Below are 20,367 nucleotides of genomic sequence, written 5' to 3'. Positions count from 1 at the left end.
TTGGGCGACGCCGCTTCGGTCAAAGTCACTGACACCACCGACGACGTGGTGGCCAAGCTGACTGCTACACCTTCGGTAACCGAAGGTGGTGTGATCACGTACACCATTACCCTGACCAACAAAGACGGTCTGCCGATCGACAAGCATTCGGCGCTGACCTTCACGCTGAGCGATGGCACTACCGTCATCACCGTCCCGGCTAACAGCACCACTGGTTTCATCACCGTGACTGCCCCGGACAACGTCTACACCGGCACCAACGACCCAGTGATCAAATCGATCGCCACCGTCGACGGCACCGATGTTGGCAAGTTCGAGAACCTGGTTCTGGACAAGACCCCGGTCAGCACTGCTGTGACCGATGAGCCAGGCACTCCGGGCAACGAAGGGGATCTGGTCAAAGTCACCATCACGGCTGACCAGGTGTCGGTCGCCGAGAACGTCAAACCGACCTTCACCGTCCACATCAACACCGCTCTGGCCCACGACCTGGTCGTGACCTTGAGCAACAACGCCACCGTCACCATCAAGGCTGGCGAAACCAGCGCGCCATACACCCACGACGCGCAGGGCGACGACGTCTACAAAGATGCTGGCGAAATCGAGCTGGGCATCAAGTCCGCCGTTGATGTTGACGGTCGTGCCTTCGAAAACCTGCAGCTCGGCGATGCGGCGTCGGTCAAAGTCACCGATACCACCGATGACGTGGTGGCCAAGCTGACCGCTACGCCTTCGGTTACCGAAGGGGGTGTGATCACCTACACCATCACCCTGACCAACAAAGACGGTCTGCCGATCGACAAGCATTCGGCGCTGACCTTCACTTTGAGCGACGGCACCACCGTCATCACCGTCCCGGCCAACAGCACCAGCGGTTTCATCACCGTGACTGCCCCGGACAACGTCTACACCGGCACCAACGACCCAGTGATCAAGTCGATCGCAACCGTCGACGGCGCCGATGTTGGCAAGTTCGAGAATCTGGTTCTGGACAAGACCCCGGTCAGCACTGCTGTGACCGACGAGCCTGGTACTCCGGGCAACGAAGGTGATCTGGTCAAAGTCACCATCACCGCTGACCAAGTGTCGGTCGCCGAGAACGTCAAACCGACCTTCACCGTTCACATCAACACCGCCCTGGCCCACGACCTGGTCGTGACCCTGAGCAACAACGCGGTTGTGACCATCAAGGCCGGTGAAACCAGCGCACCGTACACCCACGACGCGCAGGGCGACGACGTCTACAAAGACGCTGGCGAAATCGAGCTGGGCATCAAGTCGGCAGCAGACATCGACGGCCGTGCCTTCGAGAACCTGCAGCTGGGCGACGCGGCGTCGGTCAAAGTCACCGATACCACCGATGATGTGGTGGCCAAGCTGACTGCTACACCTTCGGTCACCGAAGGCGGGGTGATCACTTACACCATCACCCTGACTAACAAAGACGGTCTGCCGATTGATAAACACTCGGCACTGACCTTCACGCTGAGCGACGGCACTACCGTCATCACCGTCCCGGCTAACAGCACCACTGGTTTCATCACCGTGACGGCTCCGGACAACGTCTATACCGGCACCAACGACCCAGTGATCAAATCGATCGCAACCGTCGACGGCGCCGATGTTGGCAAGTTCGAGAATCTGGTTCTGGACAAGACCCCGGTCAGCACCGCTGTGACCGACGAGCCAGGTACTCCAGGCAACGAAGGCGATCTGGTCAAAGTCACCATCACCGCTGACCAAGTGTCGGTCGCGGAAAACGTCAAACCGACCTTCACCGTTCACATCAATACTGCCTTGGCTCACGACTTGGTCGTAACCCTGAGCAACAACGCGGTTGTGACGATCAAAGCTGGCGAAACCAGCAGCGCACCGTACATCCACGACGCGCAAGGTGACGACGTCTACAAAGACGCCGGTGAAATCGAGCTGGGTATCAAGTCCGCCGTCGATGTTGACGGTCGTGCCTTCGAGAACCTGCAGCTGGGCGATGCGGCATCGGTCAAAGTCACCGACACCACCGACGACGTGGTGGCCAAGCTGACCGCTACGCCTTCGGTTACCGAAGGCGGGGTAATCACTTACACCATCACCTTGACCAACAAAGATGGTCTGCCGATCGACAAGCATTCGGCGCTGACCTTCACCTTGAGCGACGGCACCACCGTCATTACCGTCCCGGCTAACAGCACCACTGGTTTCACCACCGTGACGGCTCCGGACAACGTCTACACCGGCACCAATGACCCAGTGATCAAATCGATCGCCACCGTTGACGGCGCCGATGTTGGCAAGTTCGAGAACCTGGTTCTGGACAAGACCCCGGTCAGCACCGCAGTGACCGACGAGCCTGGCTCGGGCACTCCAGGGACTGGCAACGAAGGCGATCTGGTCAAGGTCACCATCACGGCTGATCAGGTATCGGTCGCCGAGAACGTCAAACCGACCTTCACCGTTCACATCAATACTGCCCTGGCTCACGACTTGGTCGTAACCCTGAGCAACAACGCCACCGTCACCATCAAAGCTGGCGAAACCAGCGCACCGTACACCCATGACGCGCAGGGCGATGACGTTTACAAAGACGCTGGCGAAATCGAGCTGGGCATCAAGTCGGCAGCAGACATCGATGGCCGTGCCTTCGAAAACCTGCAGCTGGGCGATGTCGCGTCGGTCAAAGTCACTGACACCACCGACGACGTGGTGGCCAAGCTGACTGCTACGCCTTCGGTTACCGAAGGCGGGGTAATCACTTACACCATCACCTTGACCAACAAAGACGGTCTGCCGATCGACAAACACTCGGCGCTGACCTTCACCTTGAGCGACGGCACCACTGTCATCACCGTGCCGGCCAACAGCACCACCGGTTTCACTACGGTGACTGCCCCGGACAACGTCTACACTGGCACCAACGACCCAGTGATCAAGTCGATCACCACCGTCGATGGCGCCGATGTCGGCAAGTTCGAGAACCTGGTCCTGGACAAGACGCCGGTCAGCACCGCTGTGACCGACGAGCCAGGTACTCCGGGCAACGAAGGCGACTTGGTCAAAGTCACCATCACCGCTGATCAGGTCTCGGTGGCGGAAAACGTCAAACCGACCTTCACCGTTCACATCAACACTGCCCTGGCCCACGACCTGGTCGTGACCTTGAGCAACAACGCCACCGTCACCATCAAGGCTGGCGAAACCAGCGCGCCATACACCCATGACGCGCAGGGCGATGACGTTTACAAAGACGCTGGCGAAATCGAGCTGGGCATCAAGTCGGCAGCAGACATCGATGGCCGTGCCTTCGAGAACCTGCAGTTGGGCGATGCAGCCTCGGTCAAAGTGACTGACACCACCGACGACGTGGTGGCCAAGCTGACCGCGACACCTTCGGTCACCGAAGGCGGTGTGATCACCTACACCATCACCCTGACCAACAAAGATGGTCTGCCGATCGACAAACACTCGGCACTGACCTTCACCTTGAGCGACGGCACCACCGTCATCACTGTCCCGGCTAACAGCACTACCGGTTTCACCACCGTGACTGCCCCGGACAACGTCTACACCGGCACCAATGACCCGGTGATCAAATCGATCGCTTCGGTGGATGGCGCCGATGTCGGCAAGTTCGAAAATCTGGTTCTGGATAAGACGCCGGTCAGCACCGCTGTGACCGACGAGCCAGGTACTCCGGGCAACGAAGGCGACTTGGTCAAAGTCACCATCACCGCTGATCAGGTCTCGGTGGCGGAAAACGTCAAACCGACCTTCACCGTTCACATCAACACTGCCCTGGCCCACGATCTGGTTGTGACCCTGAGCAACAACGCTACCGTCACCATCAAAGCTGGCGAAACCAGCGCGCCATACACCCATGACGCGCAGGGCGATGACGTCTACAAAGATGCCGGTGAAATCGAGCTGGGCATCAAGTCCGCCGTCGATGTTGACGGCCGTGCCTTCGAGAACCTGCAGTTGGGCGATGCAGCCTCGGTCAAAGTGACTGACACCACCGACGACGTGGTGGCCAAGCTGACCGCTACGCCTTCGGTCACCGAAGGCGGTGTGATCACCTACACCATCACCCTGACCAACAAAGACGGTCTGCCGATCGACAAGCATTCGGCGCTGACCTTCACCCTGAGCGATGGCACCACCGTCATCACCGTGCCGGCGAATGGCACCTCGGGCTTTGTGACTGTCACCGCTCCGGACAACGTTTACACCGGCACCAATGACCCGGTGATCAAGTCGATCGCCACCGTCGACGGCGCTGATGTTGGCAAGTTCGAAAATCTGGTTCTGGATAAGACGCCGGTCAGCACCGCTGTGACCGACGAGCCAGGTACTCCGGGCAACGAAGGCGACTTGGTCAAAGTCACCATCACCGCTGATCAGGTCTCGGTGGCGGAAAACGTCAAACCGACCTTCACCGTTCACATCAACACTGCCCTGGCCCACGACCTGGTCGTGACCTTGAGCAACAACGCCACCGTCACCATCAAGGCTGGCGAAACCAGCGCGCCATACACCCATGACGCGCAGGGCGATGACGTCTACAAAGACGCCGGTGAGATCGAGCTGGGCATCAAGTCGGCAGCAGACATCGATGGCCGTGCCTTCGAAAACCTGCAGCTGGGCGATGCCGCGTCGGTCAAAGTCACTGACACCACCGACGACGTGGTGGCCAAGCTGACTGCTACGCCTTCGGTTACCGAAGGCGGGGTAATCACTTACACCATCACCCTGACCAACAAAGACGGTCTGCCGATCGACAAACACTCGGCGCTGACCTTCACCTTGAGCGACGGCACCACCGTCATTACCGTCCCGGCTAACAGCACCACTGGTTTCACCACCGTGACGGCTCCGGACAACGTCTACACCGGCACCAATGACCCAGTGATCAGATCGATCGCCACCGTTGACGGCGCCGATGTTGGCAAGTTCGAGAACCTGGTTCTGGACAAGACCCCGGTCAGCACTGCTGTGACCGACGAGCCTGGTACTCCGGGCAACGAAGGTGATCTGGTCAAAGTCACCATCACCGCTGACCAAGTGTCGGTCGCCGAGAACGTCAAACCGACCTTCACCGTTCACATCAACACCGCCCTGGCCCACGACCTGGTCGTGACCCTGAGCAACAACGCGGTTGTGACCATCAAGGCCGGTGAAACCAGCGCACCGTACACCCACGACGCGCAGGGCGACGACGTCTACAAAGACGCTGGCGAAATCGAGCTGGGCATCAAGTCGGCAGCAGACATCGACGGCCGTGCCTTCGAGAACCTGCAGCTGGGCGACGCGGCGTCGGTCAAAGTCACCGATACCACTGACGATGTGGTGGCCAAGCTGACCGCTACGACTTCGGTTACCGAAGGCGGGGTGATCACTTACACCATCACCTTGACCAACAAAGACGGTCTGCCGATTGATAAACACTCGGCGCTGACCTTCACCCTGAGCGATGGCACTACCGTCATCACCGTCCCGGCTAACAGCACCACCGGTTTCACCACCGTGACTGCACCAGACAACGTCTACACCGGCACCAACGACCCGGTGATCAAGTCGATCGCCACCGTCGACGGCGCTGATGTTGGCAAGTTTGAAAATCTGGTTCTGGACAAGACGCCGGTCAGCACCGCTGTGACCGACGAACCGGGTACTCCGGGCAACGAAGGCGACTTGGTCAAAGTCACCATCACCGCTGACCAGGTTTCGGTGGCGGAAAACGTCAAACCAACGTTCACCGTCCACATCAACACTGCCCTGGCTCACGATCTGGTTGTGACCTTGAGCAACAACGCGGTTGTGACGATCAAGGCGGGTGAAACCAGCGCGCCATACACCCACGACGCGCAAGGTGACGACGTCTACAAAGACGCCGGTGAAATCGAGCTGGGTATCAAGTCCGCCGTCGATGTTGACGGTCGTGCCTTCGAAAACCTGCAGCTGGGCGACGCCGCTTCGGTAAAAGTCACCGATACCACCGATGACGTGATCGCCAAGCTGACCGCCACCCCTTCGGTCACCGAAGGCGGTGAGATCACTTACACCATTACGCTGACCAACAAAGACGGCTTGCCGATCGACAACCACGCGCCGTTGTACTTCACCCTGAGTGACGGCAAAACGGTCATCACCGTGCCGGCCAACAGCACCACCGGTTTCACTACCGTGACTGCCCCGGATAACGTTTACGTCGGTGCCAACGACCCTGTGGTCAAATCGATCGCCGATGTCAGCGGCGCTGACGCGTGGAAGTTCGAAAACCTGGTTCTGGATAAGACCCCGGTCAGCACTGCTGTGACCGACGAGCCAGGCACTCCGGGCAACGAAGGTGACGTGGTCAAAGTCACCATCACGGCTGACCAAGTGTCGGTCGCCGAGAACGTCAAACCGACGTTCACCGTCCACATCAACACTGCTCTGGCCCACGACCTGGTCGTGACCCTGAGCAACAACGCGGTTGTGACCATCAAAGCCGGTGAAACCAGCAGCGAACCGTACACTCACGACGCACAAGGCGACGACGTTTACCAAGATGCCGGTGAAATCACCCTGGGCATCAAGTCGGCAGCAGACATCGACGGCCGTGCCTTCGAAAACCTGCAGTTGGGTCATGAAGCCTCGGTCAAAGTCACCGACACCACCGACGACGTGGTGGCCAAGCTGACTGCTACACCTTCGGTCACCGAAGGCGGCGAGATCACTTACACCATCACCTTGACCAACAAAGACGGCTTGCCGATCGACAACCACGCGCCGTTGTACTTCACCCTGAGTGACGGCAAAACGGTCATCACCGTGCCGGCCAACAGCACCACCGGTTTCACCACCGTGACGGCTCCGGACAACGTCTACGTCGGTGCCAACGACCCTGTGGTCAAGTCGATCGCCGATGTCAGCGGCGCTGACGCGTGGAAGTTCGAAAACCTGGTCCTGGACAAGACCCCGGTCAGCACCGCTGTGACCGACGAGCCAGGTACTCCAGGCAACGAAGGCGATCTGGTCAAGGTCACCATCACGGCTGACCAGGTGTCGGTGGCAGAAAACGTCAAACCGACCTTCACCGTTCACATCAACACCGCTCTGGCCCACGACCTGGTGGTGACCCTGAGCAACAACGCCACCGTCACCATCAAGGCCGGTGAAACCAGCGCGCCATACACCCATGACGCGCAGGGCGATGACGTCTACAAAGATGCTGGCGAAATCGAGCTGGGCATCAAGTCCGCCGTCGATGTGGATGGCCGTGCCTTCGAGAACCTGCAGTTGGGCGATGCGGCATCGGTCAAAGTCACCGACACCACCGACGACGTGGTGGCCAAGCTGACCGCTACGACTTCGGTTACCGAAGGCGGTGTGATCACTTACACCATTACCCTGACCAACAAAGATGGCTTGCCGATCGACAAGCATTCGGCGCTGACCTTCACCCTGAGCGACGGCACCACCGTCATCACTGTGCCGGCCAACAGCACCACTGGCTTCACCACAGTCACAGCCCCGGACAACGTCTACACCGGCACCAACGACCCAGTGATCAAGTCGATCGCCAACGTCGACGGCGCCGATGTCGGCAAGTTCGAGAATCTGGTTCTGGATAAGACGCCGGTCAGCACCGCAGTGACCGACGAGCCTGGCACTCCGGGCAACGAAGGTGATCTGGTCAAAGTCACCATCACCGCTGATCAGGTATCGGTCGCCGAGAACGTCAAACCGACCTTCACCGTCCACATCAACACTGCTCTGGCCCACGACCTGGTCGTGACCCTGAGCAACAACGCGGTTGTGACCATCAAGGCCGGTGAAACTAGCGCGCCGTACACCCATGACGCACAGGGCGACGACGTCTACAAAGACGCTGGTGAAATCGAGCTGGGTATCAAGTCGGCAGCAGACATCGATGGCCGTGCCTTCGAAAACCTGCAGCTGGGCGATGCCGCGTCGGTCAAAGTCACTGACACCACCGACGACGTGGTGGCCAAGCTGACCGCGACACCTTCGGTCACCGAAGGCGGTGTGATCACCTACACCATCACCCTGACCAACAAAGACGGTCTGCCGATCGACAAGCATTCGGCGCTGACCTTCACCTTGAGCGACGGCACCACCGTCATCACTGTCCCGGCTAACAGCACTACCGGTTTCACCACCGTGACTGCACCGGACAACGTCTACACCGGCACCAACGACCCAGTGATCAAGTCGATCGCCACCGTCGATGGCGCCGATGTCGGCAAGTTCGAGAACCTGGTTCTGGACAAGACCCCGGTCAGCACTGCTGTGACCGATGAGCCTGGTTCGGGCACTCCAGGGACTGGCAACGAAGGCGATCTGGTCAAGGTCACCATCACCGCTGACCAAGTGTCGGTGGCTGAAAACGTCAAACCGACCTTCACCGTCCACATCAACACTGCCCTGGCTCACGACTTGGTCGTAACCCTGAGCAACAACGCGGTTGTGACAATCAAAGCTGGCGAAACCAGCAGCGCGCCGTACATCCATGACGCGCAGGGCGATGACGTCTACAAAGACGCCGGTGAAATCGAGCTGGGTATCAAGTCCGCCGTCGATGTTGACGGTCGTGCCTTCGAGAACCTGCAGTTGGGCGATGCGGCGTCGGTCAAAGTCACCGACACTACCGACGACGTGGTGGCCAAGCTGACCGCCACCCCTTCGGTCACCGAAGGTGGTGCGATCACGTACACCATCACCTTGACCAACAAAGACGGTCTGCCGATCGATAAGCACTCGGCACTGACGTTCACGCTGAGCGACGGCACCACCGTCATCACCGTCCCGGCTAACAGCACCACTGGTTTCACTACTGTGACTGCGCCGGACAACGTTTACACCGGCACCAACGACCCGGTGATCAAATCGATCGCCACCGTCGACGGCGCCGATGTCGGCAAGTTCGAGAACCTGGTTCTGGACAAAACGCCGGTCAGCACTGCTGTGACCGACGAACCGGGTACTCCGGGCAACGAAGGCGATCTGGTCAAGGTCACCATCACGGCCGACCAGGTTTCGGTCGCCGAGAACGTCAAACCGACGTTCACCGTTCACATCAACACTGCCCTGGCTCACGACCTGATCGTGACCCTGAGCAACAACGCGGTTGTGACGATCAAAGCTGGCGAAACCAGCAGCGCGCCGTACACCCATGACGCGCAGGGCGATGACGTCTACAAAGACGCCGGTGAAATCGAGCTGGGCATCAAGTCCGCCGTCGATGTTGACGGCCGTGCCTTCGAGAACCTGCAGTTGGGCGACGCGGCGTCGGTCAAAGTCACCGACACCACCGACGACGTGATCGCCAAGCTGACCGCGACCCCTTCGGTCACCGAAGGCGGTGAGATCACCTACACCATTACGCTGACCAACAAAGATGGTCTGCCGATCGACAACCACGCGCCGTTGTATTTCACCCTGAGTGACGGCACCACCGTCATCACCGTCCCGGCTAACAGCACTACCGGTTTCACCACGGTGACTGCCCCGGACAACGTCTACGTCGGTGCCAACGACCCTGTGGTCAAGTCGATCGCCGATGTCAGCGGCGCTGACGCGTGGAAGTTCGAAAACCTGGTTCTGGATAAGACCCCGGTCAGCACCGCTGTGACCGACGAGCCAGGTACTCCGGGCAACGAAGGTGATCTGGTCAAAGTCACGATCACCGCTGACCAAGTGTCGGTCGCTGAGAACGTCAAACCAACGTTCACCGTTCACATCAACACTGCCCTGGCTCACGACCTGGTCGTGACCTTGAGCAACAACGCGGTTGTGACGATCAAAGCTGGCGAAACTAGCGCGCCGTACACCCATGACGCACAGGGCGATGACGTTTACAAAGACGCCGGTGAAATCGAGCTGGGCATCAAGTCCGCCGTCGATGTGGATGGTCGTGCCTTCGAAAACCTGCAGCTCGGCGATGCGGCGTCGGTCAAAGTCACCGATACCACCGATGACGTGGTGGCCAAGCTGACCGCTACGCCTTCGGTTACCGAAGGTGGTGTGATCACTTACACCATCACCCTGACCAACAAAGACGGTCTGCCGATTGATAAACACTCGGCGCTGACCTTCACCCTGAGCGACGGCACCACCGTCATTACCGTGCCGGCTAACAGCACTACCGGTTTCACCACCGTGACGGCTCCGGACAACGTCTACACCGGCACCAACGACCCGGTGATCAAGTCGATCGCTACCGTTGACGGCGCCGATGTTGGCAAGTTCGAAAACTTGGTCCTGGACAAGACGCCGGTCAGCACTGCTGTGACCGATGAGCCTGGTTCGGGTACTCCGGGCACGGGCAACGAAGGTGATCTGGTCAAGGTCACCATCACCGCTGACCAAGTGTCGGTGGCTGAGAACGTCAAACCAACGTTCACCGTCCACATCAACACCGCTCTGGCTCACGACCTGGTCGTGACCCTGAGCAACAACGCCACCGTCACCATCAAGGCCGGTGAAACCAGCGCACCGTACACCCACGACGCGCAGGGCGACGACGTCTACAAAGACGCTGGCGAAATCGAGCTGGGTATCAAGTCCGCCGTCGATGTGGATGGCCGTGCCTTCGAGAACCTGCAGTTGGGCGATGCGGCGTCGGTCAAAGTCACCGATACCACTGACGACGTGGTGGCCAAGCTGACCGCTACGCCTTCGGTCACCGAAGGTGGTGTGATCACTTACACCATCACCCTGACCAACAAAGACGGTCTGCCGATTGATAAACACTCGGCACTGACCTTCACGCTGAGCGACGGCACCACCGTCATCACTGTGCCGGCCAACAGCACCACTGGCTTCACCACCGTGACTGCCCCGGACAACGTCTACACCGGCACCAACGACCCGGTGATCAAATCGATCGCCACCGTCGACGGCGCCGATGTCGGCAAGTTCGAAAACCTGGTTCTGGACAAGACCCCGGTCAGCACTGCTGTGACCGATGAGCCTGGTTCGGGCACTCCAGGGACTGGCAACGAAGGCGATCTGGTCAAGGTCACCATCACGGCTGACCAGGTGTCGGTGGCTGAGAACGTCAAACCAACGTTCACCGTCCACATCAACACCGCTCTGGCCCACGACCTGGTCGTGACCCTGAGCAACAACGCCACCGTCACCATCAAGGCCGGTGAAACTAGCGCACCGTATACCCACGACGCGCAGGGCGACGACGTCTACAAAGACGCTGGCGAAATCGAGCTGGGTATCAAGTCCGCCGTCGATGTGGATGGCCGTGCCTTCGAGAACCTGCAGCTGGGCGACGCGGCGTCGGTCAAAGTCACCGATACCACCGATGACGTGGTGGCCAAGCTGACCGCCACCCCTTCGGTCACCGAAGGCGGTGTGATCACTTACACCATCACCTTGACCAACAAAGACGGTCTGCCGATCGACAAACACTCGGCGCTGACCTTCACGCTGAGCGACGGCACCACCGTCATCACTGTGCCGGCCAACAGCACCACTGGCTTCACCACCGTGACTGCCCCGGACAACGTCTACACCGGCACCAACGACCCGGTGATCAAATCGATCGCCACCGTCGACGGCACCGATGTTGGCAAGTTCGAGAACCTGGTTCTGGACAAGACCCCGGTCAGCACTGCTGTGACCGATGAGCCTGGTTCGGGCACTCCAGGGACTGGCAACGAAGGCGATCTGGTCAAGGTCACCATCACCGCTGACCAAGTGTCGGTGGCTGAGAACGTCAAACCAACGTTCACCGTCCACATCAACACCGCTCTGGCTCACGACCTGGTCGTGACCCTGAGCAACAACGCCACCGTCACCATCAAGGCCGGTGAAACCAGCGCACCGTACACCCACGACGCGCAGGGCGACGACGTCTACAAAGACGCTGGCGAAATCGAGCTGGGCATCAAGTCGGCAGCAGACATCGACGGCCGTGCCTTCGAGAACTTGCAGCTGGGTGACGCTGCGTCGGTCAAAGTCACCGATACCACCGACGACGTGGTGGCCAAACTGACCGCTACGCCTTCGGTCACCGAAGGCGGTGTGATCACTTACACCATCACCCTGACCAACAAAGATGGCTTGCCGATCGACAAGCATTCGGCGCTGACCTTCACCTTGAGCGACGGCACCACCGTCATTACCGTCCCGGCTAACAGCACCACTGGCTTCACCACCGTGACTGCCCCGGACAACGTCTACACCGGCACCAACGACCCGGTGATCAAGTCGATCGCTACCGTTGACGGCGCCGATGTTGGCAAGTTCGAAAACTTGGTCCTGGACAAGACGCCGGTCAGCACTGCTGTGACCGATGAGCCTGGTTCGGGTACTCCGGGCACGGGCAACGAAGGTGATCTGGTCAAGGTCACCATCACCGCTGACCAAGTGTCGGTGGCTGAGAACGTCAAACCAACGTTCACCGTCCACATCAACACCGCTCTGGCTCACGACCTGGTCGTGACCCTGAGCAACAACGCCACCGTCACCATCAAGGCCGGTGAAACCAGCGCACCGTACACCCACGACGCGCAGGGCGACGACGTCTACAAAGACGCTGGCGAAATCGAGCTGGGTATCAAGTCCGCCGTCGATGTGGATGGCCGTGCCTTCGAGAACCTGCAGTTGGGCGATGCGGCGTCGGTCAAAGTCACCGATACCACTGACGACGTGGTGGCCAAGCTGACCGCTACGCCTTCGGTCACCGAAGGTGGTGTGATCACTTACACCATCACCCTGACCAACAAAGACGGTCTGCCGATTGATAAACACTCGGCACTGACCTTCACGCTGAGCGACGGCACCACCGTCATCACTGTGCCGGCCAACAGCACCACTGGCTTCACCACAGTCACAGCCCCGGACAACGTCTACACCGGCACCAACGACCCGGTGATCAAATCGATCGCCACCGTCGACGGCGCCGATGTCGGCAAGTTCGAAAACCTGGTTCTGGACAAGACCCCGGTCAGCACTGCTGTGACCGATGAGCCTGGTTCGGGCACTCCAGGGACTGGCAACGAAGGCGATCTGGTTAAGGTCACCATCACGGCTGACCAAGTGTCGGTCGCTGAGAACGTCAAACCGACCTTCACCGTTCACATCAATACCGCTCTGGCCCACGACCTGGTCGTGACCCTGAGCAACAACGCGGTTGTGACCATCAAGGCCGGTGAAACCAGCGCACCGTACACCCACGACGCGCAGGGCGACGACGTCTACAAAGACGCTGGTGAAATCGAGCTGGGTATCAAGTCGGCAGCAGACATCGACGGCCGTGCCTTCGAGAACCTGCAGTTGGGCGACGCGGCGTCGGTCAAAGTCACCGATACCACCGACGACGTGGTGGCCAAGCTGACCGCTACGCCTTCGGTCACCGAAGGTGGTGTGATCACTTACACCATCACCCTGACCAACAAAGACGGTCTGCCGATTGATAAACACTCGGCACTGACCTTCACGCTGAGCGACGGCACCACCGTCATCACTGTGCCGGCCAATAGCACCACTGGCTTCACCACAGTCACAGCCCCGGACAACGTCTACACCGGCACCAACGACCCAGTGATCAAGTCGATCGCCAACGTCGACGGCGCCGATGTCGGCAAGTTCGAGAATCTGGTTCTGGATAAGACGCCGGTCAGCACCGCAGTGACCGACGAGCCTGGCACTCCGGGCAACGAAGGTGATCTGGTCAAAGTCACCATCACCGCTGATCAGGTATCGGTCGCCGAGAACGTCAAACCGACCTTCACCGTCCACATCAACACTGCTCTGGCCCACGACCTGGTCGTGACCCTGAGCAACAACGCGGTTGTGACCATCAAGGCCGGTGAAACTAGCGCGCCGTACACCCATGACGCACAGGGCGATGACGTTTACAAAGACGCCGGTGAAATCGAGCTGGGCATCAAGTCCGCCGTCGATGTTGACGGTCGTGCCTTCGAAAACCTGCAGCTCGGCGATGCCGCCTCGGTCAAAGTCACCGATACCACCGACGACGTGGTGGCCAAGCTGACCGCGACGCCTTCGGTCACCGAAGGTGGTGTGATCACTTACACCATCACCCTGACCAACAAAGACGGTCTGCCGATTGATAAACACTCGGCACTGACCTTCACGCTGAGCGACGGCACTACCGTCATCACCGTGCCGGCCAATAGCACCACTGGCTTCACCACCGTGACGGCCCCGGACAACGTCTACACCGGCACCAACGACCCGGTGATCAAATCGATCGCCACCGTCGATGGCGCCGATGTCGGCAAGTTCGAAAACCTGGTTCTGGACAAGACCCCGGTCAGCACCGCTGTGACCGACGAGCCTGGCTCGGGCACTCCAGGGACTGGCAACGAAGGCGATCTGGTCAAGGTCACCATCACCGCTGACCAAGTGTCGGTGGCTGAGAACGTCAAACCAACGTTCACCGTCCACATCAACACCGCTCTGGCTCACGACCTGGTCGTGACCCTGAGCAACAACGCCACCGTCACCATCAAGGCCGGTGAAACCAGCGCACCGTACACCCACGACGCGCAGGGCGATGACGTCTACAAAGACGCTGGTGAAATCGAGCTGGGTATCAAGTCGGCAGCAGACATCGACGGCCGTGCCTTCGAGAACCTGCAGTTGGGCGACGCTGCGTCGGTCAAAGTCACCGATACCACCGACGACGTGGTGGCCAAGCTGACCGCTACGCCTTCGGTCACCGAAGGCGGTGTGATCACTTACACCATCACCCTGACCAACAAAGATGGCTTGCCGATCGACAAGCATTCGGCGCTGACCTTCACCTTGAGCGACGGCACCACCGTCATTACCGTCCCGGCTAACAGCACCACTGGCTTCACCACCGTGACTGCCCCGGACAACGTCTACACCGGCACCAACGACCCGGTGATCAAGTCGATCGCTACCGTTGACGGCGCCGATGTTGGCAAGTTCGAAAACTTGGTCCTGGACAAGACGCCGGTCAGCACTGCTGTGACCGATGAGCCTGGTTCGGGTACTCCGGGCACGGGCAACGAAGGCGATCTGGTCAAGGTCACCATCACCGCTGATCAGGTCTCGGTGGCCGAGAACGTCAAACCGACCTTCACCGTTCACATCAACACCGCTCTGGCTCACGATCTGGTTGTGACCCTGAGCAACAACGCGGTTGTGACGATCAAAGCTGGCGAAACCAGCAGCGCGCCGTACACCCACGACGCGCAGGGCGACGACGTCTACAAAGACGCCGGTGAAATCGAGCTGGGCATCAAGTCCGCCGTCGATGTTGACGGCCGTGCCTTCGAGAACCTGCAGTTGGGCGATGCGGCGTCGGTCAAAGTCACCGACACCACCGACGACGTGGTGGCCAAGCTGACCGCCACCCCTTCGGTCACCGAAGGTGGTGTGATCACTTACACCATCACCCTGACCAACAAAGACGGTCTGCCGATTGATAAACACTCGGCACTGACCTTCACCCTGAGCGACGGCACCACCGTCATCACCGTGCCGGCTAACAGCACTACCGGTTTCACCACCGTGACGGCTCCGGACAACGTCTACACCGGCACCAACGATCCAGTGATCAAGTCGATCGCCACCGTCGACGGCGCCGATGTTGGCAAGTTCGAAAACCTGGTCCTGGACAAGACGCCGGTCAGCACTGCTGTGACCGACGAGCCAGGCGTAGGCACCCCAGGCACCAACAACCAGGGCGACAAGGTCGAACTGAGCATCGTTGCCAACCAGACTTCGGTCTTCGAGATCGAGAAACCGACCTTCACCGTCAGCATCAAACAGGCCCTGGACCAGGACCTGACCGTGCAGCTGAGCGAAGGCAAGTCGGTAGTGATCAAGAAGGGCGAAACCTCGGCCATCTTCACCCACGACGCCCAAGGCGAAGACGTGTACGTCGATGCCGGTTCGCTGACGGTCAGCATCACCGGCACCAGCGTGCCGGATGGCCGCCAGTTCGAGAACCTGGTGGTCACCAAGCCTTCGGCCTCGGTGGACATCAAGGACACCTCGAACGAAGTCATCGCCAAGCTGACGGCAACCGAGTCGGTTACCGAAGGCGGCTCGATCGTCTACACCGTGACCCTGACCAGCAAAGATGGCCTGCCGGTCAACAACCACGGCGCACTGACCTTCACGCTGAGCGATGGCAAGACCGTCATCAACGTGCCGGCCAACGGCACCGTCGGTACGGCCACTGTCGCTGCGCCGGATAACGTCTACATCGGCCAGACTTCGGTCAGCCAGACCCTGCAATCTGTAGGCGGCGCGGGTGCCAGCAAGTTCGAGAACCTGACCCTGGACAAGGCCCCGGCCACCACCACGGTCAACGACGAGCCAGGCGTAGGCACCCCAGGCACCAACAACCAGGGCGACAAGGTCGAACTGAGCATCGTTGCCAACCAGACTTCGGTCTTCGAGAACGAAAAACCGACCTTCACCGTCAGCATCAAACAGGCCCTGGACCAGGACCTGACCGTGCAGCTGAGCGAAGGCAAGTCGGTAGTGATCAAGAAGGGCGAAACCTCGGCCATCTTCACCCACGACGCCCAAGGCGAAGACGTGTACGTCGATGCCGGTTCGCTGACGGTCAGCATCACCGGCACCAGCGTGCCGGATGGCCGTCAGTTCGAAAACCTGGTGGTCACCAAGCCTTCGGCCTCGGTGGACATCAAGGACACCTCGAACGAAGTCATCGCCAAGCTGACGGCAACCGAGTCGGTTACCGAAGGCGGCTCGATCGTCTACACCGTGACCCTGACCAGCAAAGATGGCCTGCCAGTCAACAACCACGGCGCACTGACCTTCACGCTGAGCGATGGCAAGACCGTCATCAACGTGCCGGCCAACGGCACCGTCGGTACGGCCACCGTCGCTGCGCCGGATAACGTCTACATCGGCCAGACTTCGGTCAGCCAGACCCTGCAATCTGTAGGCGGCGCGGGTGCCAGCAAGTTCGAGAGCCTGACCCTGGACAAGGCCCTGGCCACCACCACGGTCAACGACGAGCCGGGTGTCGGCACCCCAGGCACTGGCAACCAGGGCGATGTCACCACCATCGGCATCACCGGCACCACCTCGTTGACCGAAGGTGAAACCGGGAAATACACCCTGACCCTGAGCAACCCATCGAAGGCGGAAGTCACCGTAACCCTGACCTACAGCGGCACCGCCAACGGCCAGGATTACACCGCAGTCACCACCGTGAAGATCCCGGCCAACAGCAGCAGCTTCACCTTCGATATCAAGACCATCGACGACAAGCTGGTTGAAGATACCGAAAACTTCACCGTGACGATCGGCGCCGCCACCGGTGGTAACTTCGAGAACCTGCAGGTCGATAGCAGCAAGTCGAGCGTTACTACCAACATCCTCGACAACGACCACCTGCCGGTCTCGACGGGCGGTGCGGTCAAAGGCGTGGAAGACACCGACTACCTGTTCACCTGGAATGACTTCAAGGTCACCGATGCCGATGGCAACACCGGCTTGTTCGTGACCATCACGTCCCTGCCGGTCGACGGTAGCCTGAAGTTCTACAACGGCACCGCGTGGGTCGATGTGAAAGCGGGGCAGGTCGTCAGCCAGGCCGACATCACCAGCAACTACCTCAAGTTCGTACCGAAGGCGAACGAGTCGGGTACCGATGGCTATGGCGGTTCCGGTGTCGGCAACAAGCAGGCTGACTACGCGCAGTTCAAGTACAAGCCGAACGATGGCACCAACCTGGGCAGCGAAGTGACCATGAAGGTCGACATCAGCCCAGTGGCCGACAAACCGACCCTGACGATCGGCAGCACCGACGTCGAGTCCAAAGGCCTGACCAAGGAAGTCTGGAGCACCCTGAAAAACCTGGGTACCGGTGGTAATGGCATTACTGGCGAAGAGCTGAAGACTGTCTTTGCCAACTCCGGCAATGCCACCTCCAGCGCCACCACTACCAACGTGCAGTCCGATGGCAGCGTTACCGCTGGCAGCGGTTCGAAAACCTCGGGCCTGCTCTTCCTGGAAGCCGGCAAAACCTACACCTTCAGCGGCATCGCCGATGACAGCATGGTGGTCACCATTGGTGGCAAGACCGTGGTCACGGCGACCTGGGGCGCAGGTGGCCAGATTTCCGGCACCTTCACCCCAACGTCCAGCGGCTACTACCCGATCGAGGTCTACCACGCCAACCAGTCTGGCCCAGGTAGCTATGACCTGAACATCCAGGTGGGCTCCGGTGCGGCCACCGACCTGAGCAGCAGCAACATCCCGATGTACCAGAACGTGACCGAGATGGCCAACGCTGGCCTGGGCGTGTCCGATCTGCACACCGTCAACGGCCAGAGTTACTACGACGGCTACAAGCTCAACGAAGGGCCAGAAGGTGGTTCGGTCAAGCTGGTCGGTATCAGCACCGGCCTGACCGACACCGATGGTTCCGAAACCTTGAACGTGACCCTCAGCGGCATTCCGAAAGGGACTGTGCTGAGCGATGGTGCGGGCCACACCGTGACTGTCGGCGGTACGCCGGTTGATGTGACAGGCTGGAAACTCAGCGGCCTGACACTGACGCCGCCTGCCTACTACAAAGGCTCGTTCGACATCACCGTTACCTCGACCGCCACCGAAAGCCTCGGCGGCTCGGACAGCATCACCGGCAAGATTCCGGTCACTGTCTACGCCGCCAACTACAAGGCAACAGTGGGTACCTCGGGCGATGACACCATCAATGGCAGCGAAGGCAACGACATCATCGTCGCCGACGTGGCTGGCCTGAACGTGGTTGCGGGCAAGAACTACAACATTGCCTTCATGGTCGACAGCTCGGGCAGTATGAGCACCCAGTCCGTCGCCGCGGCCAAGGCCCAGTTGGCTTCGGTGTTCCAGACGCTGAAAGCCAGCCTGGGCTCCGATACCTCGGGGACGGTGAATATCTTCATCGCCGACTTCGACACCCAGGTAAACAAGAACGTGGCGGTCAATCTTGCCGATACCGACGCACTGACCAAGCTTCAGGCGGTGCTGGACTCGATGGTGGGTGGCTCAAGCTACGGCGGTGGTACCAACTATGAGGATGTGTTCAAGACCACGGCCAACTTCTTCAAGAGCACCATGGCTACCGGTAACAGCGGCGCGGACAACCTGACCTACTTCATCACCGACGGTAAGCCGACCTATTACCAGGCCAATGAGACGACCAACTACCGCCTGTGGAGCGGCGGCAAGTACCTGGATGACGTGGTCAACGTCAACAACTACAAGGTGGGTGACACCTTCAGTGTCTGGGCCGACGCAACACACAAAGTTGAAATCAATAGCGAAGGCACCCTCAAAGTGCTGACCTACTCAGAAAACCGTTGGGGCAACCTGGTGCTTGATTCCACCCGTACTATCGGGACGATTCATGCGCAAGGGGATGGCACCTACGAGTTCTCCGGCCTGGGCGGTACCGGTTATGCCGACTCCTGGAACTACGCGGATTCGGCGAACAACACCTCTGCCAGCTTCGCCCTGTTGGGCGGGACCAACGGCGTAAGCAAGGTTCAGGCAATTGGTTTGAACAGCGATGTCAGCCTGACTGACCTGAAGCCATACGACAGTGCCGGCAAACCGCAGGCCAATATCGACCCATCCAACCTGGCCAGCGCGATCCTCGGGCATTCCGAGGCGACACTGCCAGGCGCCGACAAGGTCGATGGCGGCAATGGCAACGACATCATCTTCGGTGACCTGATCTCCCTCAACGGTGTCGTCAGCGAGGGCTACCAAGCCCTGCAGACGTACGTTGCGCAGAAGAGCGGCGTCGAGGCCAGTGCGGTCACCACCAGCAATGTCCACCAGTACATCACCGAGCACTACACCGAGTTCGATATCTCCGGTGCCAACGACGGCAAGGACTTCCTGTCGGGCGGCAATGGCAACGACATCCTCTTCGGCCAAGGTGGCGATGACACCCTCGATGGTGGCAAAGGTAACGACATCCTGCTGGGCGGTAGCGGCAAGGACATCCTTATCGGTGGCCAGGGTGACGACATCCTGATCGGCGGTAGCGGTGCCGACACCTTCGTGTGGAAGTCGGGCGATGTCGGCAACGACGTGATCAAGGACTTCAAGGTGGCCGAAGGTGACCGTATCGACCTGAAGGATCTGCTTCAGTTCGAGAAGGGCAGCACCATCGACAACTACCTGAAGATCACCACGGTGGACGGCTCCTCGACGCTGCAGGTCAGCAGCGAAGGCAAGCTCAACGCCGCAGGTGGCCTGGCCAACGCCGATGTGACGATCAAGTTGGAAGGGGTCAACTGGTCCAATACCTCGATCAACTCGTTGATCAGCGGTGGCGACCCGACCATCCGTATCGATAACAAAGACAGCTGA

At 59.8% G+C, this 20,367-nt stretch carries 1 protein-coding gene (cut by a window edge); it reads left to right on the top strand.

Translation table 11 applies throughout. The features are described from left to right. On the top strand, positions 1–20,367 hold the 3' portion of the coding sequence (locus OGV19_RS23175; protein ID WP_264310815.1) for an immunoglobulin-like domain-containing protein. It extends 9,567 nt beyond the left edge of the window; the window shows 20,367 of its 29,934 coding nt (coding positions 9,568–29,934); its start codon lies beyond the left edge, outside the window; the stop codon is at positions 20,365–20,367.

Source organism: Pseudomonas putida, assembly GCF_025905425.1.
GTDB lineage: Bacteria > Pseudomonadota > Gammaproteobacteria > Pseudomonadales > Pseudomonadaceae > Aquipseudomonas > Aquipseudomonas putida_AF.
This window is presented reverse-complemented; position numbering and strand designations above follow the sequence as displayed.